Annotated in this window: 26 protein-coding genes; 18 read left to right on the forward strand and 8 right to left on the reverse strand. The window is 67.9% G+C overall.

Translation table 11 applies throughout. The annotated features are described in order from the left end of the window. Positions 1-80: 80 nt before the first annotated feature. Together ACNFJ7_RS09405 and ACNFJ7_RS09410 are read left to right on the forward strand one after the other, a co-directional pair. Positions 81-533: a PH domain-containing protein gene (locus ACNFJ7_RS09405; RefSeq protein WP_019369634.1), complete on the forward strand. Its 453-nt coding sequence runs from the start codon at positions 81-83 to the stop codon at positions 531-533. Between the two features lie 22 nt (positions 534-555). Beyond that, positions 556-1,023, forward strand: a complete 468-nt coding sequence (locus tag ACNFJ7_RS09410; protein ID WP_019369635.1) for a hypothetical protein — start codon at positions 556-558, stop codon at positions 1,021-1,023. On the opposite strand, the gene ACNFJ7_RS09415 is transcribed toward ACNFJ7_RS09410, so the two are convergent. Beyond that, positions 1,020-2,390 carry a hypothetical protein gene (locus tag ACNFJ7_RS09415; RefSeq protein WP_419724211.1) on the reverse strand — a complete coding sequence of 457 codons (1,371 nt, stop codon included), beginning with the start codon at positions 2,388-2,390 and terminating at the stop codon, positions 1,020-1,022. The genes ACNFJ7_RS09410 and ACNFJ7_RS09415 overlap by 4 nt on opposite strands. A 344-nt stretch (positions 2,391-2,734) precedes the next feature. Further along, a complete protein-coding gene (locus ACNFJ7_RS09420) occupies positions 2,735-3,028 on the reverse strand; it encodes a hypothetical protein (protein WP_419724212.1) in 294 nt (97 codons plus the stop codon). Between the two features lie 233 nt (positions 3,029-3,261). Here ACNFJ7_RS09420 and ACNFJ7_RS09425 point away from each other — a divergent pair, with 233 nt between their 5' ends. Then, positions 3,262-5,346, forward strand: coding sequence for a beta strand repeat-containing protein (locus tag ACNFJ7_RS09425; protein ID WP_020424483.1), 2,085 nt, complete (start codon positions 3,262-3,264; stop codon positions 5,344-5,346). Beyond that, the gene (locus ACNFJ7_RS09430) at positions 5,343-6,644 is read left to right on the forward strand and encodes a surface lipoprotein assembly modifier (protein ID WP_019367716.1); all 1,302 of its coding nucleotides are present in this window, start codon (positions 5,343-5,345) and stop codon (positions 6,642-6,644) included. Before ACNFJ7_RS09425 ends, ACNFJ7_RS09430 begins: the two co-directional genes overlap by 4 nt. Here the strand turns inward: ACNFJ7_RS09430 and ACNFJ7_RS09435 are convergent. Beyond that, positions 6,599-7,834: a sensor domain-containing diguanylate cyclase gene (locus tag ACNFJ7_RS09435; RefSeq protein ID WP_019367715.1), complete on the reverse strand. Its 1,236-nt coding sequence runs from the start codon at positions 7,832-7,834 to the stop codon at positions 6,599-6,601. The two genes, ACNFJ7_RS09430 and ACNFJ7_RS09435, sit on opposite strands and share 46 nt — an antisense overlap. Before the next feature lie 302 nt (positions 7,835-8,136). On the opposite strand from ACNFJ7_RS09435, the gene ACNFJ7_RS09440 reads away from it, so the two are divergent. The 3 genes from ACNFJ7_RS09440 to ACNFJ7_RS09450 all read left to right on the forward strand — a co-directional run bounded on the left by ACNFJ7_RS09440 (position 8,137) and on the right by ACNFJ7_RS09450 (position 12,640). Beyond that, positions 8,137-9,510 carry a globin-coupled sensor protein gene (locus ACNFJ7_RS09440; RefSeq protein ID WP_019367714.1) on the forward strand — a complete coding sequence of 458 codons (1,374 nt, stop codon included), beginning with the start codon at positions 8,137-8,139 and terminating at the stop codon, positions 9,508-9,510. Between the two features lie 134 nt (positions 9,511-9,644). Continuing rightward, a complete protein-coding gene (locus tag ACNFJ7_RS09445; RefSeq protein ID WP_082664421.1) occupies positions 9,645-10,391 on the forward strand; it encodes a hypothetical protein in 747 nt (248 codons plus the stop codon). After that, on the forward strand, positions 10,388-12,640 hold the full coding sequence (locus tag ACNFJ7_RS09450; RefSeq protein WP_019367712.1) for a hypothetical protein: 2,253 nt from the start codon (positions 10,388-10,390) through the stop codon (positions 12,638-12,640). Before ACNFJ7_RS09445 ends, ACNFJ7_RS09450 begins: the two co-directional genes overlap by 4 nt. A 160-nt stretch (positions 12,641-12,800) precedes the next feature. On the opposite strand, the gene ACNFJ7_RS09455 is transcribed toward ACNFJ7_RS09450, so the two are convergent. Beyond that, a complete protein-coding gene (locus tag ACNFJ7_RS09455; RefSeq protein ID WP_026008803.1) occupies positions 12,801-13,988 on the reverse strand; it encodes a hypothetical protein in 1,188 nt (395 codons plus the stop codon). A gap of 249 nt (positions 13,989-14,237) precedes the next feature. Between ACNFJ7_RS09455 and uvrA the strand changes: the two genes are divergently transcribed. The 9 genes from uvrA to ACNFJ7_RS09500 all read left to right on the forward strand — a co-directional run bounded on the left by uvrA (position 14,238) and on the right by ACNFJ7_RS09500 (position 22,089). After that, positions 14,238-17,219 (forward strand): excinuclease ABC subunit UvrA, encoded by a 2,982-nt coding sequence (gene uvrA / locus ACNFJ7_RS09460; RefSeq protein ID WP_019367711.1) that lies wholly within the window; start codon positions 14,238-14,240, stop codon positions 17,217-17,219. Positions 17,220-17,250: 31 nt separating this feature from the next. Continuing rightward, entirely contained in the window at positions 17,251-18,174 is a 924-nt protein-coding gene (locus ACNFJ7_RS09465; RefSeq protein ID WP_152997763.1) for a hypothetical protein, read from the forward strand. 244 nt (positions 18,175-18,418) lie between these two features. Then, positions 18,419-18,637, forward strand: coding sequence for a DUF433 domain-containing protein (locus tag ACNFJ7_RS09470; RefSeq protein WP_019367710.1), 219 nt, complete (start codon positions 18,419-18,421; stop codon positions 18,635-18,637). Then, a complete protein-coding gene (locus ACNFJ7_RS09475; RefSeq protein ID WP_019367709.1) occupies positions 18,637-18,960 on the forward strand; it encodes a DUF5615 family PIN-like protein in 324 nt (107 codons plus the stop codon). Before ACNFJ7_RS09470 ends, ACNFJ7_RS09475 begins: the two co-directional genes overlap by 1 nt. Before the next feature lie 212 nt (positions 18,961-19,172). Next, complete coding sequence (locus ACNFJ7_RS09480) at positions 19,173-19,370, forward strand: hypothetical protein (RefSeq protein ID WP_019367708.1); 198 nt, start codon at positions 19,173-19,175, stop codon at positions 19,368-19,370. 7 nt (positions 19,371-19,377) lie between these two features. Then, positions 19,378-19,701, forward strand: coding sequence for a cupin (locus ACNFJ7_RS09485; RefSeq protein WP_419724213.1), 324 nt, complete (start codon positions 19,378-19,380; stop codon positions 19,699-19,701). 384 nt (positions 19,702-20,085) lie between these two features. After that, positions 20,086-21,474 (forward strand): hypothetical protein, encoded by a 1,389-nt coding sequence (locus tag ACNFJ7_RS09490; RefSeq protein WP_019367707.1) that lies wholly within the window; start codon positions 20,086-20,088, stop codon positions 21,472-21,474. Between the two features lie 121 nt (positions 21,475-21,595). After that, positions 21,596-21,808, forward strand: a complete 213-nt coding sequence (locus tag ACNFJ7_RS09495) for a cold-shock protein (RefSeq protein ID WP_019367706.1) — start codon at positions 21,596-21,598, stop codon at positions 21,806-21,808. A gap of 83 nt (positions 21,809-21,891) precedes the next feature. Further along, entirely contained in the window at positions 21,892-22,089 is a 198-nt protein-coding gene (locus ACNFJ7_RS09500) for a hypothetical protein (RefSeq protein ID WP_019367705.1), read from the forward strand. A 6-nt stretch (positions 22,090-22,095) separates the two neighbouring features. Here ACNFJ7_RS09500 and ACNFJ7_RS09505 read toward each other — a convergent pair whose 3' ends face one another. From ACNFJ7_RS09505 to ACNFJ7_RS09520, 4 genes are all read right to left on the reverse strand, one after another. After that, on the reverse strand, positions 22,096-22,542 hold the full coding sequence (locus tag ACNFJ7_RS09505; RefSeq protein WP_019367704.1) for a DUF1003 domain-containing protein: 447 nt from the start codon (positions 22,540-22,542) through the stop codon (positions 22,096-22,098). Between the two features lie 256 nt (positions 22,543-22,798). Then, positions 22,799-23,356, reverse strand: a complete 558-nt coding sequence (grpE, locus tag ACNFJ7_RS09510) for a nucleotide exchange factor GrpE (RefSeq protein WP_019367702.1) — start codon at positions 23,354-23,356, stop codon at positions 22,799-22,801. A 15-nt stretch (positions 23,357-23,371) separates the two neighbouring features. Next, entirely contained in the window at positions 23,372-24,415 is a 1,044-nt protein-coding gene (gene hrcA, locus ACNFJ7_RS09515; RefSeq protein WP_019367701.1) for a heat-inducible transcriptional repressor HrcA, read from the reverse strand. Between the two features lie 35 nt (positions 24,416-24,450). Continuing rightward, entirely contained in the window at positions 24,451-25,014 is a 564-nt protein-coding gene (locus ACNFJ7_RS09520; RefSeq protein WP_019367700.1) for a DUF6438 domain-containing protein, read from the reverse strand. 90 nt (positions 25,015-25,104) lie between these two features. Here ACNFJ7_RS09520 and rph point away from each other — a divergent pair, with 90 nt between their 5' ends. Both rph and rdgB read left to right on the forward strand, forming a co-directional pair. Next, positions 25,105-25,818 carry a ribonuclease PH gene (rph, locus tag ACNFJ7_RS09525; protein WP_026008802.1) on the forward strand — a complete coding sequence of 238 codons (714 nt, stop codon included), beginning with the start codon at positions 25,105-25,107 and terminating at the stop codon, positions 25,816-25,818. Further along, positions 25,815-26,486, forward strand: a complete 672-nt coding sequence (rdgB, locus tag ACNFJ7_RS09530) for an RdgB/HAM1 family non-canonical purine NTP pyrophosphatase (protein WP_019367698.1) — start codon at positions 25,815-25,817, stop codon at positions 26,484-26,486. The genes rph and rdgB overlap by 4 nt, the downstream gene beginning before the upstream one ends. Positions 26,487-26,545 lie beyond the last annotated feature (59 nt).

The raw sequence follows: 26,545 nt of genomic DNA on the forward strand, positions 1-26,545 counted from the left end.
CTAGCAAGGACCGGCCATAGCGGCAACCGAGCGCCGCGCCCCTGCCTTGCGGCCGCGCCGGGCGCAGCTATGATGGCGCCATGGCGCAATTGATCGATCGATTCCGCGGTTCGACGCGGGGCTGGCTGAAGGGCTCGTTCGCCGGCTGGGGCACCCTGCTGCTCTGCCTGGTCGGCGTGGGGCTGGTGATCCTTGCCGTCCGCTGGATCCGCAACCATTCGGCGCTGTACGAAGTGACCGAGGATCGCCTGATCCTCTACAGCGGCATCATCCGCAAATCGATCGACGAGGTCGAACTGTACCGCGTGAAGGACGTCCGGCTCGATTACTCGATCGTCAACCAGATCTCGGGCATCGGCACGCTCACTATCACCACGTCGGACGAAACCACGCGCGGCGGCCCGCTGGTGATCCGCGACGTCGAATATGCCCGCGAACGCCGCGAAAAGCTGCGCGAGCTGGTCAGCAACGCCCGGCGCCTGCGCGGGGTGCGCGAATTCGATATGGTGCGCGAAGACCTGCACGAAGGCTGACCGCCGCCCTATCTAGAAGGCGATGCACCGCCGCCCCCTCACCGAAGGTGAAATCCGCCTGTCCCGAACGATCTTCGGCGATGCGATCGACTATACGCGCGCCGGCGTGCGCAATCGCAAATGGGCATTTTTCCAGTCCAGGAACACGGTGATGGCACCGCTCGGCACCATCCATTTCCACCCGGACGGTGGCCTCTATCGCGACGATTTCGCCACCGCCTCGCTCGATCTGCAGGCGCTGTTCCTGCACGAGATGACGCATGTCTGGCAGCACCAGTCCGGGCTGTTCCTCCCGCTCAGCCGCCATCCCTTCTGCCGCTATCGCTATCGCTACGATCCGGTGCGGCGCTTCACCCGCTATGGGATCGAGCAGCAGGCCGAGCTCGTCCGCCACGCCTTTCTCGCGCGGCACGGCGTGTGCGTGCCCGGCGCTCCGCCGATCGAGGCCTGGGCGACGCTGCTGCCGTTCGACACCCAAGCCTGCCGCTAGTTCTCGGGATTCAGGCGGCGCTCCATGTGCGGCTGCGGCGGGGCGACGGGACGCGGCGGCGGCGGGGGCGGCGCCGGGCGTGCGGCCGGCGGCGTGAACTGCGGCCGCGCGGGCTGCGGCGCGGCGGGCGGCGGCGAAGGTGCCACCGCGCGCGGCGGCTCCGGCCGGGCGACCGGCGCAGACGGCCGGGGCGTCGCCGCATCTCGCACCCAGTTCGGCGTCATCCAGCCCCGCCGCGGCGCGGACGGCTCGGGCCGCTCGACAGCGGGGGGCGATGGCGCTGGCGAGGGCGAGGCCGGCCGATCGGGTCGGCCGGGGCGGTCTGGACGGCCGCCACCGGGCCAGCCGGGGCGGCCGCCCTGCCAGTTGCCGGGCCGTTCGGGCCGTTGCCACCCGGGCCTGCCCGGCGCCACCGGCGGCGTGGCGTCCGGCGTGCCGGCGTCGGGCATGGCGGGTCGCTGCGGCGTTCCGGGCTGGTCGGGGCGATTGGGCCTATCAGGGCGATCCGGTCGGTTCGGACGATCGGGACGATCGGGACGATCTGGTCGATCCGGCCGTCCGCCCCAGCCGGTGCCCGGCGGCAGCCCCGGCTGCCCGCCGAACGGCGGCCGCGGCGCTGCGCCCGGCCTGCCGGGCCGATGCACCCAGTTGCGGCCATATCCCGGCGGTGGCGGCCCTTGGAACCCGCCGCTGCGCCAGCGCGCGAACGCCGCGGCCATCGCCGCCCGCCGCGCCCGCTCGGCGGCCCAGCGCTGCTGCTCGGCGCGCGCGAAAGAATCATATTCCACGCGTCGCCAGCCCGTATTCCAGCCCTGGTCCATGCCCAGGAAGAAAAGGTTCAGTTCGGTCCATCCGCCGGTGTCCACCGGCTCCCATTCGCGATCGACCAGCGCGTCGCGGAGTCGCCGCCCACGCCGGTACAGGTCCTCGCCTTCGTCCAGAAAGCGCGCGCCCTGCGCCCGAGGCAGCACCATGCCGCCGGCATCATAGATCACCGCCACATGGCTGCCCTCGAAGCCGAAGCTACGCGCAGACTCGCGCACCAGAAACGGCCCCCGTTCGCCCGGCGCGAAGAAATAGGTGCGGGTGCCGTCGGCGCGCTCCTCCACCACCACCCAGAAGCCGTCCTGCGTTTCCCAGGCCCAGGGCTCGCCGCCGTCGAAGCGGAAGCGGTAATCGGGCGGCGCGTCGCCCACCGCGTCCCACATCGCCTGGGCGCGATCGATCCAGCGATAGTCGCCTTCCTCCACGGGTTCGCCAATGCTGCTGGCGGTCACGACCTGTCCGCCCTGCGCGGCGGCTGGCGCGGCGGGCAGGCCGAGCAGCACCACCGCCGCTCCGCCCAAGATCCAGTTCGTCCGCGCCATTCGAAAATCCTCGTCCTTGCTATGGGTGCAATGTCCGCCAGTGCCTCTGAACCGCGCATGACTGCCTGGAAACATTCTATGCAGAATTAGAAATAATGTCGCGTTAACCAAAACTTATCGGCGGGACCTGCATAGCCCGAGGCGTTGTTGCACGCGTATTCGGGAATTCGGGATGAAGCGCACTTTCCTGCTGCCCACCATGGCTTCGGCCCTCGCTCTGGTTGCTGCCTGCAGCGGTGGCGGTGGCGGTGGCGGAGTCGGCAGTTCGCCCGCCGCGCCCGCCCCTAGCCCGGCCCCTGACCTGACGCCGACCCCCACCCCGACGCCGGCGCCAACCCCGACCCCTACGCCGACCCCGGCACCCACGCCGACTCCAACGCCGGCTCCGTCGCCCACCCCGGCTCCGACGCCGACGCCCACTCCAACACCGACGCCGACGCCGGCTCCGACTCCAACACCGACACCGACACCGACACCGACACCGACACCGACACCGACACCGACACCGACACCGACACCGACGCCCACTCCGACGCCAACGCCCGCTCCGACTCCAACACCAACACCAACACCAACACCAACACCCACACCCACACCGACGCCGACGCCGACGCCGGCTCCGACTCCAACACCGACACCGACGCCGACGCCCACGCCCACCCCCACTCCAGCCCCGACGCCGGTAAACGCCTCCCTGCTCGCGCTTACGCAGAGCGAGACCTTCGGCAGCGATGCGACGGGGTTTGCCGGCACCTTCTATCCGGATGCGCGGGCGTGCGGGTGCCTCACGGCATCGCTCGGTCTCACCATCCGCTTCGACGCGGCGACCAGCAGCTATACCGTAAGTGACGGGATCAACACCGAAACCTTCGTGCCCGGCGACGTCGATGCCGCCCAGTCAAGCGCGGCGCTGCGCGTCTATCGTCATGCGGGCACGAACAGCGAATATACTCTGTCGCTCACTCTGCCGGGCACCAGCGGCGCGCTCACCTATCGCTATGTCGGGGCGGGGTTCTGGCAGCGCGTGGATTTCGCGACGGACGGCAGCGGCGCGTTCCGCTTCGATGCCTTCACCTATGGTGTGCGCACGCCCGATGCGGCCGTGCCGCGCACCGGCAATGGCCATTATGCCGTCGATCTGATCGGCGCGCTCGGCTTCGGCGTGCTCGAAAGCCTGGTCGGCAGCGGCAGTCTCCAGGTCGATTTCGCCACCGGCAAGCTCGTCACCAGCGGCACCGTCCAGCAGGTCGCCAGCGATACCGGCAACGTCGTCACCAGCTCCGCCTTTATCGGCCAGGCACAGCTGAACAGCGCGACCAATGGCTTCACCGGCAGCTTCGCCTTTTCGGGCGGCGATCTCGCCGGCGCGCTTCAGGGCGGCTTTTACGGCCCCGCGGCGGAGGAAGTCGGCGCCGCCTGGACCGCGTCGAACGCCGATGGTCGCGCCGCCTCCGGCATCTTGATCGGCCGGCAATCGGGAAGCCAGCTGGGCAACACCACGCTCGACAACCTTGCCGCCAGCCAGATCTTCGGCAGCGAAACCGCCACGCTGCGCGTCGACTATACCGAAGCCGGCGGCGCCGCCGCGACGCTGTCCAGCACCGCACAGGCGCTGGTCGTCAGCTATGACGCCGCCTCGGGCAACTATACCGTGATTGCCGGCCCGCGCAGCGCGCTGTTCTCCACCGGCGGCACCTCGGGCGCGGCGGATCTGCTCACGCTCGATGCGCTGGGCGCGCTGCGCTATGTCCGCGCTGGTCGCTGGGCGACCACCACCAGCACCAACGGCATCACCAGCCGGACGATCGACGCCTTCACCTTCGGGCTGAAGACCGCGGACGGCGCTCTGCCCCGCACCGGATCGGCCAGCTATGCGCTCACCCTGGCCGGCGTGCTGGTCGATGCCAGCCAGGCCGGCCCGCTCGCCCTGTCGGGCAGCGGCACGCTCAGCGCCAACTTCGCGACAGGCACGATCGCCGCCGGCGGCACCGCCACCGCCAGCTTCACCGATGCCGCCAACGCCACTACCAGCACCAACGGCAGCTTCACCGGCAGTGCCACGCTCGCCAGCGCCGCCAATGCGTTCGGCGGCAGCCTGACGCTCGATCTGCTCGGCAGCTACACCGGGGCGCTGACCGGCCATTTCTATGGTCCCGCGGCCGAGGAAGTCGGCGCCAGCGCCGCGCTCACCGATGCGGCGGGCGAAGGCGCCGCCGTCAGCCTGGTCGGCGGCCGCACCGCCAGCGCCAGCGCCGCCGGCCGCACGCCGGTGACGCCGGACATCGCCGCCGTGGTCGGGGGCTATGCTCTTACCGGCCTGCCCGGCCTGGCGGAGACCAGCCTGTTGCTCACCGCCGCCGATCGCGAGGCGATCACCAGCGCAGCCGGCTTCGACGTCTATCGGCGCACGCTCGCCGCCGGCACGGTGGAGGCGCGCATCTACGATGCCGCCGCCGGCCCGCTGGCGCTCAGCTATGCCAGCTTCGCCGAACTGGGCATGCTCGCCGCCAATGCCGGCACGGCCGATGCGCAGCGCTGGTATCTGCCCTTCGGTCAGCGCACCACGGCGGATCAGATGCCGCGCACCGGCACCGCCAGCTATGCCGGCCTGGTCTTCGGATCGGGCAGCGTCGCCGGCGCGGGCTATGCGCTTTCCGGCAGCAGCAGCTTCGCAGTCGATTTCGCGCGCTCCAACGCCACCGGCACGCTGGCGATCACCGGCAGTGGCGCCGCCGGCGCCCGCGATTTCGGCAGCTTCGGCTTCCAGTCCTCGGCGCTGTCGAGCGGCGGCTTCACCGGCGCGCTCACTGCGTCCGGCGGCTCGGGCAGCCTTACCGGCTGGTTCTTCGGCCCGCAGGCGCAGGAGATCGGCGCGACGTTCGATGCCGTGCGCACGCTGGCGAACGGCGATCGGGCTACGCTTTCGGGCGCGACCCTCGCCAAGAAGACGCCGTGACCCAGCGCATCGCGGCGGCCCTGGCGCTGGCCCTGCTGGCGCCGCTCCCCGCCTTCGCCCAGACGACCGAACAACGCCGGGTCTCGGCGGTCGAGCTGTTCGCCCTCGCCGCGCGCGCCACCCCGGACGAGGCCGAGACGATGTACCGCGCGCTCGCCCGCGATCCGGATGCGGAGGTTCGCGCCGAAGCCCGCTTCCGCCTCGGCCAGCTGCTCGAACGCGGCGGTCGCCCGCGCGAGGCGGCGGCGCAGTATCGCGCGCTGCTCGACGAAAAGCCCGATGCCGCCCGCGTCCGGCTCGAACTGGCCCGACTGCTCACCCAGCTCGGCGATGAGGGCGCTGCTCGTCGCGAACTCCGCCAGGCCCAGGCCGGCGCGCTGCCGCCGCAGGTGGTGCAGATCGTCGACCAGTTCGCCGCGGCGCTGCGCTCGCGCAAGCCTTGGGGCGCCAGCCTCGAAGTCGCGCTGATGCCGGACAGCAACGTCAACCGCGCCACGGATGCCGCCACGCTCGATACCGTGCTCGCTCCGCTCCAGCTCTCGCGCGATGCTCGCGAACAATCGGGCATCGGCGCCCGCGCCGCCGGTCAGCTCTATGCCCGCGTGCCCCTCGCCGCCAACCTCGCGCTCGTTCCGCGCGCGGCCGCCCAGGCCGATCTGTATCGTCAGAGCCGCTTCAACGATGTCTCCGCCTCGGCGCTGGTCGGCCTGGAATGGAGCCTGGGGCGCGATCGGCTGCGGCCGTCGATCGGCGGCACCCAGCGCTGGTACGGCAACCATCCCTATGCCCGCACCGCCACCGCCGCGATCGATTGGCAGCACCCGCTCGGCACGCGGGCCCAGCTCACCACCAGCGCGACGATCGCCGATACCCGCTATCGCGACAATGCGCTTCAGAACGGCCTGCTGCTGAACGGCGCGGTCGCCTACGAGCGTGCCTTCTCGCCCCGCGCGGGCGGCAGCATCACCCTTTCGGCCACGCGCCAGACGGCCCGGGATCCCGGCTTCGCCACCGCCTCGGGCAGTGCGTCGCTGCTCGGCTGGCGCGAATTCGGCCGCACCACGGTCTATGCCACCGCCGGGCTGCGGCGGCTGGAAGGCGATGCGCGGCTGTTCCTCTTCGCCGATCGCCGCAAGGACTGGAACGTCAGCCTCGGCGTCGGCGCCACCTTCCGGCGGCTGCAGGTGCGCGGCTTCGCGCCGATCGTGCGGTTCGAATGGGAACGCAACCGATCGTCGATCGGCATCTATGATTATGCCCGCACGGCAGCGGCGATCGGCGTCACCCGCGCGTTCTGATGCACCGCCGCGCGCGGCTCCGGCGTGGCATCGGCGACCACGCGGTTCCGGCCGTCCCGCTTGGCGGTGTACAGCGCCGAATCGGCCTGCGCGACCAGCCGGTCCCAGCGTCCTTCGCCGCCCTGCCCCTGGGCATGGCCGATGCTGACCGTGCATTGCAGCGTCCCGCCCTCGTCCAGCGACAGCGTCGCCCCGGCGATCGCGGTGCGGATCCGCTCGGCCAGCGTCGCCACCTGCTCGGCGCCGGTCGCGGCCGGCAGCACCAGGAATTCCTCGCCGCCGATCCGGCCGACCAGGTCGTCCTCGCGCACCGTGGCGGCGATCTGGCGCGCCACCATCACCAGCATCCGGTCTCCCACGCCGTGCCCCCAGCGATCGTTGATCGCCTTGAAATGATCGATGTCGAGCAGGATCACCGCTGCCGCCCGGTTGCCGCGCGCCAGCCCGGCCTCCCAGATCACCCGCCGGTTGAGCAGGCCCGTCAGCGGATCGCGCGTGGCGTGCTGGATCAGCTGGGCGTTGAGCTGCCGCGCGATCATCCACAACAGGCAGATCGCAATTACCCAGGTCAGCATGAAGCGGGCGGTCAGCCCCATGATCGAACTGGCCTCCAGCGCCGCGTCGCTGGTGTCGCCGTCCAGCAGCACCATGATCCGCAGCGCCAGCACGCCTGCCCAGATCAGGTGGAACATCGCGGCCATCCGCGCGGGGCCGCGCTGCTCGGCATCGGCATGCCGCCACAGCACCCGCGCCGTCGCCAGCACCATCGATCCGCGCGTCAGGCAGCCCAGCAGCATCATCACCCAGTCGTAATGCGTCGCGGTCGACAGCCCATAGCCGATCTGGGCCAGCGCGATCGCCAGCGCCAAGCCGAGCGGCCAATTCTCGCGCGCCGGCCGGCCGAAAAAGGCGTTCGCGGCCACCAATCCCATCGCCGGTCCTGCATCCACCGTCAGGTTCGCCCATAAGGTCAGATGGGGAAAGCCCTCGGGCCCGTAGGGCAGTTGCAGCAGCACGAAACCCAGCGCCAGCAGCGCGTTGCCGCCCGCCCAGATCGCCAGGCTGGTCCGCACCGGCCCATGCGGCTGGTGCCGCGCCACCGCCACGAAGCACAATGTCGACAAAGCACAGGTCAGGGCATTCACGAAGAACATCGTCGACAGATCGAAGTTCGCGTTCAACGCTTCCATGATCCGCACCCTATCGCCACGCGCTTAAAGATTTCTGGATATGATATTCCGGCATTCCACGTCTCGCGGGAATGGCGCGGCGCTTCAAGTCCACTTTTTCCGCGCGATCGGACGGTGAAAACTGCGGGCGAAGCTGCGTCGCACAGTGCTCGGGTGCCACTCTGGGCCGGCCCTGAATGTCCCAAAGTACAGGGGTGCGCGCAATACTTCGTTGCACTTGACGCGGCCTGCCGCGCGGCCGGCTTTCTATAACGCCGCTTAGCATTCCGCGTCCGCGCGGCCCTGAACGGAAGGAACGCCCCTTGCATCCGGAACTCGCGACCCGCCTCGATTTCGTCGGCTACACCGCCGAAAAGCGCGCCCTGCTCGCGGACGCGCGCGATACCATCCTCGCCGCGATGCGTCCGGCGCTCGACCGGCTGTACGGCCAGATCGCCGCCTATCCCGAAACCGCGAACATGTTCTCGGGCCCGAGCCACATCGAAAAGGCCAAGCAGCTCCAGTCCGAACATTGGGGCCATCTCGCCGGCGCCGCGTTCGACGGGGACTATGTCGCCCGCGTCAAGCGGATCGGCGCCCGCCACGCGCAGATCGGCCTCACGCCGCAATGGTATATCGGCTCCTACGCGATCATCCTCGATTCGCTCATCCAGAGCATCGGCGCCGCCCCCGCCGGCCCGCGCCTCCCCTTCTTCCCCGCCAAGGCCGATCCCCGCTTCGATCAGCTCCGCGCGATCGTCACTGCCGCGCTGATCGATCTGGAGATGTCGGTCTCCATCTATTTCGAGCAGGAACAGGCCAGCCGCGCCACCGCGATGGCGGCGCTGCAGGAACGCGAAAAGTCGCTCGCCAGCCTGCTCGGCGCGATCAACGAGACGGTGGACGCGATCCGCACCGGTTCGCAGGAAATCGCCCAGGCCTCCACCGATCTCGCGCGGCGCACCGAAAGCAATGCCGCCAGCCTCGCCGAAACCGCCGCCTCGGTGCAGGAGATGGACCAGCGCCTCAAGGCCACCGCGCAGAGCGCCCGCCGCACCGTCGAGCGCGCGGACGGCGCCAAGGCCACCGTCGACACCGGCCGCACCATCACCGAACAGGCGGTGACCGCGATGGAGCGCGTCGCCGAAAGCGCCAAGGGCATCGACAATGTGATCGAAGGCCTCGACAAGATCGCCTTCCAGACGCGCGTCCTCGCGATGAACGCGGCGGTCGAAGCGGGGCGCGCCGGCGAGGCGGGCCGCGGCTTCGCGGTGGTCGCCGATCTCGTCTCGGCGCTCGCCATGCGCGCCGAGGAGGAGGCCGGCCGCGCCCGCGATCAGCTCACCGCAACGCAGGCCGATATCGTCACCGCGGTCGGCATGGTCGAGAAGGTCGATGGCGCCCTGTCCAACATCTCGGGCGACGTCGCGACGGTGAACGACCTCCTCACCCAGATGGCCAGCGACAACCAGGCCCAGGCCGGCGCGATCAGCGAAGTCTCGGCGACGATCGGCGAAATGGACCGCGCCACTCAGCAGAACGCCGCGATGGTGGAGGAAACCACCGCCGCCGCGCAGAACCTCGCCCGCGAAGTCGATCGCCTCGCCCGCCAGGCGAGCAGCTTCAACGACGCCGGCACCACCCCCGGCCAGGGCGCCCGCGCCACGGTGAAGGCGCTGGCGGCGATGGCGGGGTGATCGAGGGGCCCCTCGCTGCCCGTGTGCAGGAAGCGGGCATAACGTAAGCCTGAACGGAATGCCGCGGGGCGCCGTCCGCCCTGGCATACCGAACGCTGGCCTGCCCGCGCCCGTCCTCTTATGCCTGCGCGGGCATGCAAACCTCCCGCCCCATCGCGCGCCACGCGCTCCTTCTCTCCCTCCTCGTCCTCGCCGCCTGCAAGCCCGCCGCACCCGCGCCACAGCTTGTCGTCTGGGCGTGGGAGCGCCCGGAAGATTTGCGCTTCCTGCCCAAGGGCACCGAGATCGCCGTCCAGACCGGCTTCATCGAGCTGGCGGGTGACGGCTTCCTCGCCCGCGGCCGGCATTATCCTTTGCGAACCGATCAGCCGCCGAACACCGCGGTGGTCCATATCCAGATCGACGACAGCGTCCCCCTGCGCTGGACGCCCGCGCTGCGGGCGCGGGTTGCCGCTGCCGCGCTCAATCTCGCCCGGGTCGTGCCCACGCCGCGGGTCCAAATCGACTTCGAGGTTCGCCAGTCCCAGCGCCAGATCCTGGTCGACGTGCTGCGCGACGTTCGCGCCGGCCTGCCTCGCAAGATTCCGCTATCAATGACCGCCATCGCCAGCTGGTGTCAGGAAGATTGGCTCAACGCCCTGCCGGTCGACGAGATCGTGCCGATGCTGTTCCGCATGGGCCGCGGCGATCCGGCGATCCGCTCCCGGATCGAAGGCGGTAGCGACTGGTCGGAACCCGCTTGCCGAAAGGCACTCGCAATTTCCGCCGACACCCCCATTGCCCGCGCGCCGACAGGCCGTAGGATCTATTTGTTCGCACCGCGAAGCTGGACGCCCTCCACCTTCGACGCGGTACGCAAGCAGGTGGAGCAGTGGCGATGAAGCGCGGGTGGTCGTTCGCGGCGGTGATCGGCATTGCGATGCTGGCGGGGACGCAGGCATCGGGATCGGGCGGCGGGGATGGCCCGATCCTGGATTATGTCACCAGCCACGCGCTGCACCCGATCGACCGGGCCGCCTTCGCGGCGGGGCGGGTCGGCATCGTCAAGCCCAACGCGCCGGAGGCGGTTCGCTATCTCGACTGGCGGCTGCTGACCGGGCTGCGCACCGGCACGGACGCCGCAGAGGCGCTCGCCACCCCCTGTTGCGGTGACTGGCAGGACCTGACGGGGGTCTGGCTGGCGGCACGGCGGCAGGTGCCCGGCGTCGACACCGATATCTACTGGATCGCCACCGAACGCCCGGGACCGGACTACACGACAATCCCCACCTGCTTCGCCGATGCTTTCACCACCGCCACCGCGACGCTGAAGGCGCGCATCGCCGCCTATGGCGCCAGCTCCCCCTGGGTGCGTGCCTGGGTGGACGGGCAGGACGCCGTGTTCGAGGCGTGCAGCAAGCCCCACACCTCCCTGCCCCCGCTCGATCCCGCCGCCCCCGCCTGGCTGCGCGCCGATCGGCTGTACCAGCAAGCCGCGCTGGCGCTGTACGATGGCCGGCTCGACGATGCCGAAACGACGTTCGCCGCGATCGGCCGCGATCCCGCGTCGCCCTGGCAGAAGCTGGCGCTGTACCTCCAGACCCGTACCATCCAGCGCGCCGCGCGCACCACCCGCGATCCCGCCGCCTTCGCCCGGGCCCATGCCGCGATCGACACCCTCGCCGCCGCGCCGGACGGCACCTATGGCAAGGGCGAAGTGGAACGGATGCGGCAGGTGCTCGACTATGTCGAGAATCCCGCCGCGTTACGCGATCGGCTCGACCAGGCGCTCAACGAAAAGGCGCCGACGACCGACATCGCCGCCAAGTTCAAGGACTATTGGAGCCTGTCCGCCGACAAGCCCCACAAGCCCGAAACGGCGGACTGGATCGCGACGCTCGGCACCCGCAACCGCGCCGATGGGCTCACCCATGCCGTTGAACGCTGGCGGGCGACTCGCACCTCGGCCTGGCTGGTCGCTGCGCTCAGTCTCGTCGAGCCAAGCGACGCCACCGCCGCTGCTCTCACGCAAGCCGCCGATCGCGTCGCGGCCGACGATCCTGCCTGGCTCACCGCGCGTTACCATCTGCTGCGGCTGCGCATCGGCCAGGAGCCCGATGCGACGCTGCGTGGTCGGGTCGATGCGCTTCTGGCCCGCACGGATCTCACCCCGTCGGATCGCAACATTTTCCTATCCGTCCGCGCGCAGCTCGCCACCAGCCTCGCCGATTTCGCCGCCCATGCGCTGCGCCAGCCCTATTGCGTTTCGGGCGCCAGCGATTGCCTCGGCTATGCCTCAGCGATCAGCGCCGAGCAGCTCGGCCGGCGCGGGCAGGCCTGGGTCGGCCTGGGCAACGATGCACGGATGCTGATTGATCGCCTGCCGCTGCCCGATCGGCTTGCATTGGCGCGCATGGCCGAACTGCCCGCCGAACTCCGCCTCGATCTCGCGCTAACCAACTTCGTCCGCGCCGTACTGCTCCGCAACGAGACGGCAGTGGACGAAAGCGCGCGGACGCTCACCCCGCTTCTACCGCAGGTCCAAGCGGATTGGCGCCGGATCCTGCGCACGCGGCCGGGGCCGGAAAAGCGCTTCGCCGAACTGTTCGTGATGGCCAAGATCCCCAGCTTGCGCACCGATCTCGCCAATTACACGCGCCCCCATGGCCCGGAACCTTCGTTCGGCGGCTATTGGGACACTTGGCTGGTGCGGGCGCCGCGCAGGATGGCGCCGCCCGAATTTCCGCCCGCCAGCGCCTATGCACCTGGCAGCTGGTGGAATCCCGCCGCCGAGAACGGCTACGCCCGCTCCGATCTTGTCTGCGATAACAAGTGCGGCGGCGCTTTCCCGGTCCACATTGCCCCTTTTGCCCAACCGGTCCAGGCTGCGGCGCTGCGCGAACGCAACGCCTTCCGTACCCCCTCGGAGGTCGAAAAGGGCGGGACGATCGGCCTGACAGTATGGGACGAAGCACTCGCCTATGTCGCCGCGCACCCGCGCGATCCCCGTGCCGGTGAAGCGCTGTACCGGCTAAACCGCGTTGGCCGCTGGAGCACCAACACCAACCAGCTGAGCAAGCGCGCCTTCCGCCTGCTCCACGCCCGCTATCCAGGCACGATCTGGGCAAAGCGCTCGCCTTATCATTACTGAGATGTCGAGAAACGCGCTACGCAGTCTCTGCGTCTAGCCCTTTTCGTAATGGGCATCCGCCCATCGCTCCGAAAAGCAGCGGGCGCGTCCTGATTTCCCGGCAACGCAGACGGATAAGGTCACTCCCCCGCCCCTCTTTGGTCGGGAAGCGGCCCCCGCATCAAGTCCCTGCGGGCGGGGCCGGCGCTGCCGGTGGAACGGCCGGTGCGGCGGGGCCGGCCGGCGGCACTGCCGGCGGCACTGCGGGCGGCACTGCGGGCGGCGCTGCCGCTGGCGGCACTGCGGCGGGAGCCGCAGCTGCGGCCGGTGCGACAGCCCCGGCGTGTGTGGGCGCGGGGTCCGGTCCCGATCCCTGGTCCGTCGGCGCGGATTCGGCCCGCGGCGACGAACCGGATTTGAAGCGATAGGGCCGCGCGGTCGGGGCAAAGCCGATGCTGTTGCATGCCTTTTCGCGGATCTCCTGGCTGGTGGTCAGGTCCGCGCCCTTGCCGCTGAAGTTCAGCGCCACGCAATCCGCCGCGACGCCGCGCATCAGCATCAGGAAGGCGCGCGGGTTCACCGTGCCTTGGGCCAGATCCATGCCCTTCAACTCGTTCGGATTGTGGAACAGATCCTTCTCCGAAAGGCCCAGGCACGAAGCCGCCTGCAGGATCGTCATCGTGTCGGCGCGGAAACGCTCTTTCGTGCCTTGCAGATTGGTCGCCTTGCACTCGGTGCTGGTGCTGGCCACCGTCTCCAGCCCGCTGCGATAGCGCGCAAAGCCGACATGCAGGCCGCCGACGATGTCGCCCGCCGCGCCCACCGCCTTCCATGCGGCGCCCAGCACGTCGCCCTTGGTCACGTCTTCCAGGAACTTGCGCGCCTTGTCGGTGGGCAGCGCCGCCAGCATCACCTTCACGATCCGCGATTCGATCAGCGGTACGTTGCTTTCGAAATTCTCGAAGAAGCCGCTGCAATTCCGGTCGTCGGCGCTGGTGGGCGTCGGCACGGGGTTGGGAATGGGCGGCGTCTGGGATTCGTCGCGGGTCCAGCAGACCTTCTGGGTCGTGCTCGCATCGTACAGATCGGCCGCGGCGTGGTTGATCTCCTTCGCGGCACCGGCCAGCAGCTGGGCGAAGCCGTCGGCATCCTGGCCGTTCACCGTCGTCCGCCCGATATCGGCCGCCATCGCCAGGATGATCGTGGCGCGCAGCAGTTGCAGCTTCTTCGAATAGGATGCGTCGAAGGTCCGCTGGTCGAGCAGATAGCCGGGATAGCCGCCGCTGTGTCGGGTTTCCTTCACGATCATGGAACAAGCCGGCGTCAGCAGGATCGCTCCTGCCGCCAGCAGTGCCGTTGCGCGCTTCATTGCTTCCACCCCTAAATAAAGGTCGGTGCAGCGCAAAGCCACGGGCTGCCGTTACTATCTGGATAGGCTGTTTTTCTTCCGCTGGGCAAGTCGTTTCTTCGGCGTCTTCGCCGGCGGTGGCAAAGGCTCTGCGGACAGGTGGCGGAGGGCGCCTGCGCTTCCTATCTCCCCCTCTGGAAAACCATTCAGAACAAAGCTAGAACCCTCCCCTATGGCACTCACCACGATCCCGCAGCAAAGGTGTTCCGCATGCTGACTCACATAAGCGTCCGCGGCGCGCGCGAGCACAACCTCAAGGGCGTCGACATCGACATTCCCCGCGACACGCTGACGGTGATCACCGGGCTGTCGGGCTCGGGCAAGTCGAGCCTCGCCTTCGACACCATCTATGCCGAGGGGCAGCGCCGCTATGTCGAGTCGCTCTCGGCCTATGCGCGCCAGTTCCTCGAACTGATGCAGAAGCCCAATGTCGAGCATATCGAGGGCCTCAGCCCCGCCATCTCGATCGAGCAGAAGACGACCAGCCGCAACCCGCGCTCGACGGTGGCGACGGTCACCGAGATCTATGATTACATGCGCCTGCTCTGGGCGCGGGTGGGCGTGCCCTATTCCCCCGCCACGGGGCTGCCGATCAGCGCGCAGACGGTGAGCCAGATGGTCGACCGCGTGCTCGCGCTGCCCGAAGGCACAAGACTGCTGCTGCTCGCCCCCGTGGTGCGCGGGCGCAAGGGCGAGTATCGCAAGGAACTCGCCGAGTGGCAGAAGGCCGGCTTCAGCCGCGTCCGCATCGACGGCGAGATGTATCTGATCGAGGAAGCCCCGGCGCTCGACAAGAAGTTCAAGCACGACATCGAAGTGGTGGTCGATCGCCTGGTGGTGCGCGACGATATCGGCACGCGCCTGGCCGAGAGCTTCGAAACCGCGCTCAAGCTGGCCGAGGGGCTGGCCTATGTCGACCTGGTGGACACCACGGTGGAGGCGCTGCAGGGCAATGCGGTGCGCGAGGCGCCCCAGGCGTTCCGGGTGGAAGGCGACGCTCCCGCCGCTGAAAGCGAGGCCCCCAAGGCCAAGAAGGGGATGAAGAACACCGGCATCCCCGACAACCGCATCGTCTTCTCCGAGAAGTTCGCCTGCCCGGTCTCCGGCTTCACCATCCCCGAAATCGAGCCGCGGCTGTTCTCGTTCAACGCCCCCCAGGGCGCCTGCCCGGCGTGCGACGGCCTCGGCGAGAAGCTCGAGTTCGACGAGGACCTTGTCGTCCCCAACCACGATCTCAGCATCAAGAAGGGCGCGGTGGTGCCCTGGGCCAAGTCCAACCCGCCCTCGCCCTATTACATGCAGGTGCTGGGCAGCCTCGCCCGCGAGTTCGGCTTCAGCCTCGATACGCCGTGGAAGGACCTGCCCGGCGAAGTGAAGCTCATCATCCTCCACGGCACCGGCGGCAAGCCGGTCACCCTCACCTTCATCGACGGCCGCAAGAGCTACGACGTCAAGAAGCCGTTCGAGGGTGTGATCGGCAACCTCAACCGCCGCATGCTGCAGACCGAAAGCGCCTGGATGCGCGAGGAGCTGGGCAAGTACCAGGCCAGCCACCCGTGCGAGGTCTGCGGCGGCGCCCGCCTCAAGCCCGAGGCGCTGGCGGTGAAGGTGGCGGGGCAGGACATCGCCCATGCCACGCGCCTCTCGGTGGTCGACGCGCTCGCCTTCTTCCAGACGCTGCCCGAGACCTTCACGCCCCAGCAGCGCGAGATCGCCCGCGCGATCCTCAAGGAAATCGACGAGCGGCTCGGCTTCCTCAACAATGTCGGGCTCGACTATCTCAACCTCGATCGCACCTCGGGCACCTTGTCCGGCGGCGAGAGCCAGCGCATCCGCCTCGCCAGCCAGATCGGCAGCGGGCTGTCGGGCGTGCTCTACGTGCTCGACGAGCCGAGCATCGGCCTGCACCAGCGCGACAACGACATGCTGCTCGCCACCCTCAAGCGGCTGCGCGACCTCGGCAACACCGTGCTCGTCGTCGAGCATGACGAGGATGCGATCCGCACCGCCGACTATGTGATCGACATGGGGCCGGGCGCCGGCGTCCATGGCGGCGAGATCGTCGCCAAGGGCACGCTGGCCGAGGTGCTCGCCACCGAAGGCAGCGTCACCGCCGACTATCTCAACGGCACGCGCGAGGTCGCCGTGCCGCCCAAGCGCCGCAAGGGCAACGGCAAGAAGATCACGGTGCACAACGCCACCGCCAACAACCTCAAGGGCGTGACGGCGAGCATCCCGCTCGGCACCTTCACCTGCATCACCGGCGTCTCCGGCTCGGGCAAGTCCAGCTTCACGCTCGACACGCTCTATGCCTCGGCCGCGCGCCAGCTCAACGGCGCGCGCCTGCTCGCCGGCAAGCACGACAAGATCACCGGGCTCGAACATTGCGACAAGGTGATCGACATCGACCAGTCGCCGATCGGCCGAACCCCGCGCTCGAACCCGGCGACCTATACCGGCGCCTTCACCAACATCCGCGACTGGTTCGCCGGCCTCCCCGAGGCGCAGGCGCGCGGCTACAAGCCCGGCCGGTTCAGCTTCAACGTCAAGGGCGGCCGGTGCGAGGCGTGCCAGGGCGACGGCGTGCTCAAGATCGAGATGCACTTCCTCCCCGACGTCTATGTCACCTGCGACGTGTGCCACGGCGCGCGCTACAATCGCGAGACGCTGGAGGTGAAGTTCAAGGGCAAGTCGATCGCCGACGTGCTCGACATGACGGTGGAAGACGCGGTCGAGTTCTTCAAGGCCGTGCCCCCGATCCGCGACCGCATGGCGATGCTCGCCGAAGTCGGCCTCGGCTATGTCAAGGTCGGCCAGCAGGCGACGACGCTGTCGGGCGGCGAGGCGCAGCGGGTGAAGCTCGCCAAGGAACTGGCGCGCCGCGCCACCGGGCAGACGCTGTACATCCTCGACGAACCCACCACCGGCCTGCACTTCGAGGATGTGCGGAAGCTCCTGGAAGTGCTCCACGCGCTGGTGGAACAGGGCAACACGGTGGTGGTGATCGAGCATAATCTCGACGTCATCAAGACCGCCGACTGGATCCTCGACCTGGGGCCGGAGGGCGGCGTGAAAGGCGGCGAGATCGTCGCCGAAGGCACGCCGGAGCAGGTGGCGAAGGTGGCGGGCAGCTATACCGGGCGGTATCTGGCGCCGTTGCTTAAGCCGCGGGGGAAGGTAACAAACAGTTGAGCGACATCTTCCGGCTTTGGATGAGAGACATATGCACCTCAATGAAAACGCCTCCTCCGAGGGCAGCACGATTTTCTCCATCATAGATATTCAAAGCACAATAGACCTTCGTGAAATAAATATTCCTCATGAGGGGGCACTAATAAAGATTAGATTCGAAGGTAGATACTGCAATTTAACAATTTTCAATGACGATTCTGCCGTAAAGAATCATCAATTTGAAATTGACCAGCAACCACCTTTTGTGTGTATAATTGGTATAATTTTAAGCGGAAAAAATCTAATCAAATTGGTGGTCAATTCAGGACGTCCGGACAGAGCCATCTCTAGCTATAATTATACTGATAATATAAACAAGTTGGGAGACATGAGTAGAGCCGACAGACGGCGAAACTTCATAAAACTGTACAAATCCGATATTGCGAAATTTATTTCTTCTAGAACTTGTGCAGCGAAATCTCAATATGATCAGTTGCTAGAACTACGCACCTTAGTTGAAGAAGGAAAACTCCACCATCTTGAGGGCTGCGCGAACATAATAAGAAAATTATTAGGCTCCAAGGACAGAATATTGCTAGATATTTGCGCCCTAAAAAATAGGACTATCGAAGTATCAACTTCCCCAATCGTAACCCCCCCTAAGCGCCCCGGTAACAAATTCTCCGTTTCATTGGCGAAGGGCTCAAGCGAGCGATTCCCCGTTAAGGTAAATTTAGAGGCCTGGCTTGGCATTAACTCTTGCATCGTCGCAGGACATGACTATTCAAATCAGAACCTCATAGACTCAATTGGCAATAAAATTGGCGCGCATAATGATAGAGAGCTTGGAAACCTCTTAAGTTACTTACAAGAACTTAAAATATCAAATATCGATTACGTTTCGAAACTTATCCACTCCCTATCTTCGGCTTTATTAGAAATTATCGATGAAAATGAATGGGTTTTACAAACCTAGAATACATCATTCCGGTAATGCCAAATTTAGAAATTTGAAAACTCAAAGACTTTGCTGATCTTTTGGAAATTTTCACGAAGACGCCCGTGCCTGCTTCGCCTATGCCGCGCGTGCCGTCGATCATACGGTGGTCCGCGCCGCTTGATGCTACGGCGATGGGAATTCCGGGGATACTATATCCAACTCAGGCTACGCCGATGCCGCTTCCCTTGACGCTTCGCCTCTTACTCCGCATCTTCCTCCCATGACCTCGCGCATCACCATCGACCCGCAAGTCTGCGGCGGCCGGCCGATCGTTGCCGGTACCCGGATGCGCGTCAGCGATGTGCTGGATGCGCTGGCCGATGGCGTCAGCGTCGAGGAACTGCTCACGGACTTTCCCTATATCGTCCGCGAAGACGTCCATGCCTGCCTCGCCTATGCCGCGCGTGCCGTCGATCACACGGTGGTGCGCGCCGCTTGATGCGGCTGCTGGTCGATGCCCAGCTTCCGCCCGCGCTCTGCGGATGGTTCGAAGACCGTGGCCTCGCAGCGGCGCATGTGCGCGACCTGCTCGGCGGCCAGACGCCGGACCGCACGATCCACGACCATGTCGAAGCCCATGCGCTGATCCTCGTCACCAAGGACGACGACTTCCTGCTGCGCTATCCGCCGGTGCGCTCGCGGCTGCTCTGGCTGCGCTGCGGCAACATCAGCAATCGCGGCCTTCGGCTCTGGCTCGATCCGCTGTGGCCGGTCATCGAAGCGCGCCTCGACGAAGGCGAGCGGGTGATCGAAGTGCGCTGATCCCTTCGTCGAGATCCCTCCCCGTGCTCCTGCGAAAGCAGGAGCCCAGAGTCACAAGGGCGGTCCTACGCAACCCTAGGCTCCTGCTTTCGCAGGAGCACGGTGTGGGGCGGCCGAAGCCAACGCTTCTTCGCGCCTTCCCTTCTTCGCGCCTCCGCGCCTCCGCGCGCAAAACCCTTCTTCCTTCTCCCTGTTCGCGATATCCTCCGGCCATGCCCGAGGACGACTCCGACATCCCGGACTCCGATTACGCGCCGCCGGGGCCGATCCCCTCGCCGGAAGCCTATGACGCATGGTTTCGCGCCAAGATCGAGAAGGCGCTCGCCGACCCCAGACCCAGCATCCCGCACGAAGTCGTGATGGCGCAGGTGCAAGCGATCCTCGACCGGCACAAAAAGCCGCACGACTGACGCCCGCATGCCCCACCTCCCCACCAACCCCGCCCATCTCGGCCGCGCCGCCAGCGCCACCGTCGAGCCCGACTTCACCGGCCCCGACTGGTTCGAGGCCTATGCCGCCCGCCATGAAGCGGATGGGCAGGAGGGCCGGCTGGTCTCGCAGTTCGCCTTTTCGGAACGCTGGGATTCGTGGGAGATGCACCCGCACGGCGCGGAACGCGTGATCTGCACCCAGGGTGCCTGCACGCTCCACCAGGAACATGCCGACGGCAGCACCGAAAGCGTAGCGCTCGCTCCCGGCGATTACGCCATCAACGCGTCTTCCGGGGTCCCCGCAACGTAGTACGTTGCGGGGTGGCGGGCACCTGGCACATCGCCGATGTCGCGCCGGGCGAAAGCTGCACCGCGATCTTCATCACCCCCGGCATGGGCACCACGCACCGCCCGCGCTGAGCGGTGCCGGCGGCGTCTCCCCCCGCATCCCCCGCACCCTCCCGCCGCGCGGCTCCCCCCCCCTCTCCCACCAGGCAAGAGGGGTTTGCCTGCCCGGCTCCCGCTCCCCCTGTGGGAGAGGGAGGGAGCGCCGAAGGCGCGGAAGGGTGAGGGGGACAGCGATGCCGAGGGACACCACCCCCGAAAAAAGAACAAACAGAAAACAAAACGCTTTCCTACAGCCCCGCTTCCGGCATATCTGGCGAGTCGGCTTGGGCTTTCCAGGAGACGCACGATGACCGACTCTGCCGACCTTCTCACCCTGCATCCCGATGGCGACGACCTGCATTCGCTCGATATGCTGGCGGACAAGGGGCCGCTGCCCACCCGCGCGCCGCGGCATGATGGCTGGACGCCGGTCAAACAGCGCAAGTTCCTCGAAATGCTGGCGGAGGGGCACACCATCACCAATATCTGCCACGCGCTCGGCATGTCGGTCACCGCCGCCTATGCGCTGCGCCGCTCGGCGCGCGGGGCGGCGTTCGCGCTCGGCTGGCAGGCGGCGCTGCTGCTCGCGCGCGAACATCTGGCCGACAAGCTGCTCGAACGCGCGGTGCATGGCAGCGTCGAGACGATCACGCGGCCCGATGGCTCGTGCATCACTCGCCAGCGCCACGACAACCGGCTGGCGATGCACATGCTCACGCGGCTCGATCGGCTGTCGGAGCGCGAGAGCGGCCCGGCCGATCATGCCGCCGCCCGGCTCGTCGCGGGCGAGTTCGAACCGTTTCTCGATCTGGTCGAGCAGGAAGGCGGCGCGGCGCGCGCCGGGCTGTTCCTCGCCCGCCGGCTGGGGGCCGAGGGCGTGGACGGCGCGGCCGACGATCTCGCCCCCGTCCGCCTGCTCGCCCGCGCCGATGCCTGGCTGCGCACCCGCGCCGATCCGGCGGCGGGCGACGCGGTGGCGATCGCCGATCTCGATCCGGCGCAGCGGGCGGGCTGGACGGCGGAGCAATGGGCGCGGGCCGAGGCGGCGGGCCTGCTCACCCTCGCGCCGCCGCCCCCGGCGGAAACCGTGCACGAGCCTAAACTTCCTAAACTTTACGCGTGCGACAATCCCAGTGGCGATCCGGTGTGGTGGAACAGCGCGGCGCAGGAATGGCGCACCAGCTTCCCGCCGCCCGACGATTTCTACGGCGAAGAGGAGGGCCATTATGGCGAGGAAGGCTATGCGCGCACGCTGACGCTCGAGGAAGAGGACGTGATCGAAGCCCCGATCCGCGCCGAACTGGCGGCGCGCCGCGCCCGCGAGGCCGAACTGCGCGACGCCTTTTTCGCGGAAGAGGAAGCGGCGGCGGAGGCGGAAGCGGCGGAAGCGGCAACGGAGGCGTATGGCGCGGAAGAGGCGGAAGAGGCGAAGGAGCCGGAGCATTCGGACCCGCTCTTCCCCTGTGGGAGCAGGAAGGAGGAGGGGGAAATCGGCGCCCCCGCCACGGCCCTGCCCTTGCCGGCGGCATCCGCCGATGCTCCCGCGCGCAAAAGAAAGTCCGGCGGCGCGTCCGGTCCCGGAAAAAGCCGCGGAAAACCGGGCGTCGGCGGCGCGCGCGGCAGGTCCCGCAAAGCGCCCGCCCTGCCGCAGGGGCGGTCGGCGCCATTGCATTCGGGGGGGCATGCGCCCACATAGGGGCTGCTACAGTCGCAAATCGACGGTTATTGGTGCTTTGCGGCTCCGCTTTCCTTCCATCCCTGCCCCTGAAGCGCGAGGTCCGCCCGCACGGGGCGCGCCGACAATGTAAGGAAACGCTATGAGCATCACCGGAACCGTCAAATTCTTCAACGCCGACAAGGGCTATGGCTTCATCGCGCCGGATACCGGCGGCAACGACGCCTTCGTCCACATCACGGCGGTGGAACGCGCCGGCATGATCACGCTGCAGCAGAACCAGCGCGTGACCTATGAGCTGGAACAGGATCGTCGCGGCAAGATGGCCGCGGTGAACCTCCAGTCGGCCGACTGACCTGAAATGCGAACGGCGGTCCCATCCGGGGCCGCCGTTTTCACATGTCCTTCTTTCCTCCAGCGCCGAGAGAGAGCCCGCCGATGACCGAAATCGAACTGTTCCGCGCCCGCGCCGATGAAGCCGGGTCCGCCGCCGCCCAGAGCGATCTCGACAATGTCCGCGACCGCCATCTCCGCGCCCAGGCCGCCTGGGAAGCCATGGCCGTCCGCGCCGAGCGCGTCGCCACCCAGCGCGCGCTCAACGAAGCCGAAAAAGAGGCGCGCGCCGTCGCCTGTTGATGCCGTTCAGCGCGGCGCGGCGGCTGCCGCCAGCCGCGCGATATCGGCATGCAGCGCGTCGATCTTGGCGTGCAGTTCCTCGATCTGCGCCTCGGCGCGCAGGTTGGTCTCATAATCGAGCCGCGCCTCCAGCCGGTCCTTGGCCGCCTGTCGGTTCTGGCTCATCATGATGATCGGCGCCTGCAATGCCGCGAGCATCGACAGCATCAGGTTGAGGAAGATGAACGGGAACGGGTCGAAGGCGTGCGCCGCCAGGATGACGGTGTTGAGCACCGCCCAGGCGCCGAGGAACACCCCGAAGCCGATGATGAACCCCCAGGATCCGCCGACCGCCGCAACCCGGTCGGCAAGGCGCTCGCCGAAGGTCAGGCGTTCGTCGAACACCGTGTTGAGGTCCCGCGACGCGCCGCCGATCCGGCGCAGGTCGTTCAGGAAACGAATGGCTGCATTCATGGGAACACCTCACTGCCGACCGGCCGCCCTGGGGCCGGTGCGCAAGGTGATCGGCAACGATCAGATCAGCGCGGCGGCGGCCCTGGACGGCGCGGTCGGTCTACTTTGATCGTTGCTTGGCATGGTTCCTTCTCGGATCCGTTGGCGAATGGCCGCACCTTCGGCGGGGCCGGACGCCAGATGGCCCCGGCCCCGCCCGGTGTCAACCGAAGGCGGCGGCATGGATGTGCCGCGATGCGACGAACGGCGTCGCCGGTCAGTCGGGCTTCTTGGCGACGGCAACCAGCGCCGGGCGCAGCAGCCGGTCCTTGATCAGGTAACCCGCCTGGATCTCCTGCACCACGGTGCCGGGCTCCTTGTCGGCCACCGGCATTTCCATCATCGCCTGGTGCTTGTTGGGATCGAGCATCTCGCCCAGCGCGACGATCTTGGAAATGCCGTTGCGGCCGAACACCGCCTCCAGCTCGCGGCCAGTGGCTTCCAGGCCGGTGACGAGACCCTTCAGCTTCTCGTCCTCGCGCAGCTCGGCCGGAATGGCCTGCAGCGCCCGTCCGAGATTGTCGGCCACGGACAGGATGTCGCGAGCGAAATTGGTCGCGGCATAGGCGCGGGCGTCCGCCACTTCCTTCTCGGTCCGGCGGCGGAGGTTCTGCATGTCGGCCTGGACATAGAGATGCGCCTGCTTGGCCTCGGCCAGCTGCGCCTCCAGTTCGGCGACACGGTCGTGCTCCGCCACTTCCGGTGCTGCCTGCGCGGTCTCGTCGCGCAGCGTTTCGCCCTGGGTCGGTTCGGTATTTTCAGTATGTTCGGACATGGTTCCCTGTTTTCTTCAGGCCAGCAAACGGGCCAATGTGGCCGCCGTGAAATCCACCATGGGCACGACGCGGGCATAGTTCAACCGCGTCGGCCCGATCACGCCGACAACGCCGACGACGCGGCCGTCCATCGATCGCACCGGCTTGGCGATGACGGAGGAGCCGGAAAGCGCGAACAATTTGTTTTCCGATCCGATGAAGATCCGTGCCGCTTCGCCTTCCCGGGCGCTGTCGAGCAGGCGGGCGATCTCCTCCTTGCCCTCCAGCTCGTCGAGCAGCTGGCGGACGCGATCGAGATCCTCGGCGGCGGCGGCATCGATCAGCCGGGCCTGGCCGCGCACGATCAGCACCGGGCGCCGCCCGCTGTCCTCGCTCCACACCGCCAGCCCACGCTCCACCAGATCGGCGGCGGCGGCGTCCAGTGCCGCCTGCTGGCTGCGCAACTCGCGCTCGATGCGACCCCGCGCCTCCGCCAGGGTGAGCCCGGCGAGCGTCGCGCTCATATAGTTGGCGGCGCGCTGCAGCGACATCGGGTCGACGCCGCCGGGCAGCTCCACCACCCGGTTCTCCACCAATCCGTCCTCGCCCACCAGCACGGCCAGCGCGCGGTCCTGGCTCAGGGGCACGAAGCCGAACTGGCGCAGCACGGTCTCGGCCTTGGGCACCAGCACCAGCCCGGCACAGGCCGAAAGCCCGGACAGCGCCGCCGTGGTGCCGGCGATCGCATCCTCCACCGGCCCGCCCCGCCCAGCCCGAGATTCGATCGCCGCGCGCTCCTCGGCGGAGGGTTCGCTCGCCTGCATCATGCCGTCGACGAACAGGCGCAGCCCGCTCTCGGTCGGCATCCGTCCGGCGCTGGTATGTGGTGCGGCGAGCAGGCCCAGCTCTTCCAGATCCTGCATCACGTTGCGGATCGAAGCGGGGGACAGGTTGAGCGTGGAGATGCGCGAGATGGTACGCGATCCCACCGGCGCGCCGCTGTCCAGATAGGATTCCACCACGATCCGGAACACGTCCCGGGCCCGGTCGGTCAGCTCGTGGATCGGCGGGGTGATCATGGCTGGTACAATCTAGGCAGGCCCGGGTGCCCGCTTCAAGGCCGCGCACCGATCAGGCTGGCGATCGGCAGCAGGTCCGGCGCCGATCCAAGGGCATCGGCCATGCGCTGGTTCCGTTCGCGATCGCAACCGAAATAATAGGAAAGCGCCCGGTGCCCCGCCTTGCCGTCCCACTGCACCTCCACGCTCGGCAGATCGGTCGCCGCCTGGCCGCAGCCGGGCTCGCCTGGGGCGATGCGCACCGTCCCACTACGCGGCCGATAGGGAGCGAGCCGGGCGAGGAAAGCCTCATATTGCGCCGGCGTTACCCGAAAGTCGCGCACCCCGGTGACGGCGGTGTGGCGCTGCCCCTCGAATGTCCCCGTCCCGTCCGGCCGCACCGTCACGGTATAGACCGGGCATGCGCCGAAACAGGGGCTGGTGGTGTAGCGGAGCATTTCGCCCCGCACGATCGGCATGGGCGCCTCGGCGGTCGGCGGCGGAGCGGGGCGTGCGGGCGTGGCGGGTGCCGGCCGCGGGGCGGTAACGGGCGCCCTCCCCTGCGGAATGCACCCGCTCAGCGCAATCGTGCTCACCAAAGCTGCAACCAACACGCGCATTCGTGTCTTTCTCCCAAGCATGTGCGACACTGGCGGAACGCGCCTGCCCGGTCTAGGTGCCCGGTTCGACCTTTCAGGAGAATGAAGCAGATGCGCCCATCCGGCCGCGCCCCCGACGAAATGCGGGAAATCACCATCACCCCGAACTTCACCCGCCACGCCGAAGGTTCGGTGCTGATCGGCTTCGGCGACACCCGCGTGCTCGTCACCGCCAGTGTCGAAGAGCGTGTGCCGCCGTTCCTGCGCGGCAAGGGCGAAGGCTGGGTGACGGCCGAATATGGCATGCTCCCCCGGGCCACCCATACCCGCGGCCAGCGCGAAGCGGCCAAGGGCAAGCAGTCCGGCCGCACCCAGGAAATCCAGCGGCTGATCGGTCGCTCCCTCCGGGCGGTCACCGACCTCAAGCTGCTCGGCGAGCGCCAGATCACGCTCGATTGCGACGTGCTCCAGGCCGACGGCGGCACTCGCACCGCGGCGATCTCCGGCGCCTGGGTGGCGCTGCGCCTCGCGGTCGACAAGCTGATGGCGGCGGGCGCGATCACCACCGATCCGATCCTCACCCAGGTGGCGGCGGTCAGCTGCGGCATCTACCAGGGCACGCCGGTGCTCGACCTCGACTATCCCGAAGATTCGGCGGCCGATGCCGATGCCAACTTCGTGCTGCTCGCCAATGGCAACATCGCCGAGGCGCAGGCCACCGCCGAGGGCGCGACCTATGACGAGGAAGGCCTGCTGCGCCTGCTCCGCCTCGCCCGCATCGGCTGCGGCCGCATCTTTGACGCGCAGCGAAAGGCGATCGCATGAGCGGCGAGGGCGACGCGCCCCAGGCGATCCGCAAGCTGGCGCCCGGCCGGCTGGTGATCGCCAGCCATAATGAAGGCAAGGTGCGCGAGATCCGCGAACTGCTCGGTCCCTATGGGATCGAGCCGGTCTCGGCCGCCGAGCTCGACCTTCCCGAGCCGGAGGAGACCGGCACCAGCTTCGTCGCCAATGCCGAGCTGAAGGCGCTGCAGGCGGCCGACCTGTCCGGCCTGCCTGCGCTGGCCGACGATTCGGGGCTCTGCGTCGAGGCGCTGGGCCTTTCGCCCGGCATCTATTCGGCGCGTTGGGGCATGGCCGCGCCGGGCATGGACGGGATCGAACCCGTCGCGCCGTTCGAAGGTCGCGATTTCGGCCTCGCGATGCGCCGTGTGCAGGAAAAGCTGGAAGCGCTGCCGCCGGAAACCAGCCGCGCCGCGCACTTCGTCTGCGCCCTCGCGCTCGCCTGGCCGGATGGGCATGTCGAATGGTTCGAGGGCCGGGTGCACGGCACCCTGGTGTGGCCGCCGCGCGGGACTCAGGGCTTCGGCTATGATCCGATGTTCGTGCCGCAAGGCCATGCCATGACGTTCGGCGAAATGGATCCAGTCGAAAAACATGCGATGAGCCACCGCGCCGATGCATTCGGGCAGTTGGTCGCCGCGGTTTTCTGACGATATTTGCGTCCAACCTGGCACATATTCGCGATTGCGAAGGTTTAAGCCCGCGTAAG

Source organism: Sphingomonas sp. HT-1, assembly GCF_048568905.1.
In the GTDB taxonomy this organism is placed as follows: domain Bacteria; phylum Pseudomonadota; class Alphaproteobacteria; order Sphingomonadales; family Sphingomonadaceae; genus Sphingomonas.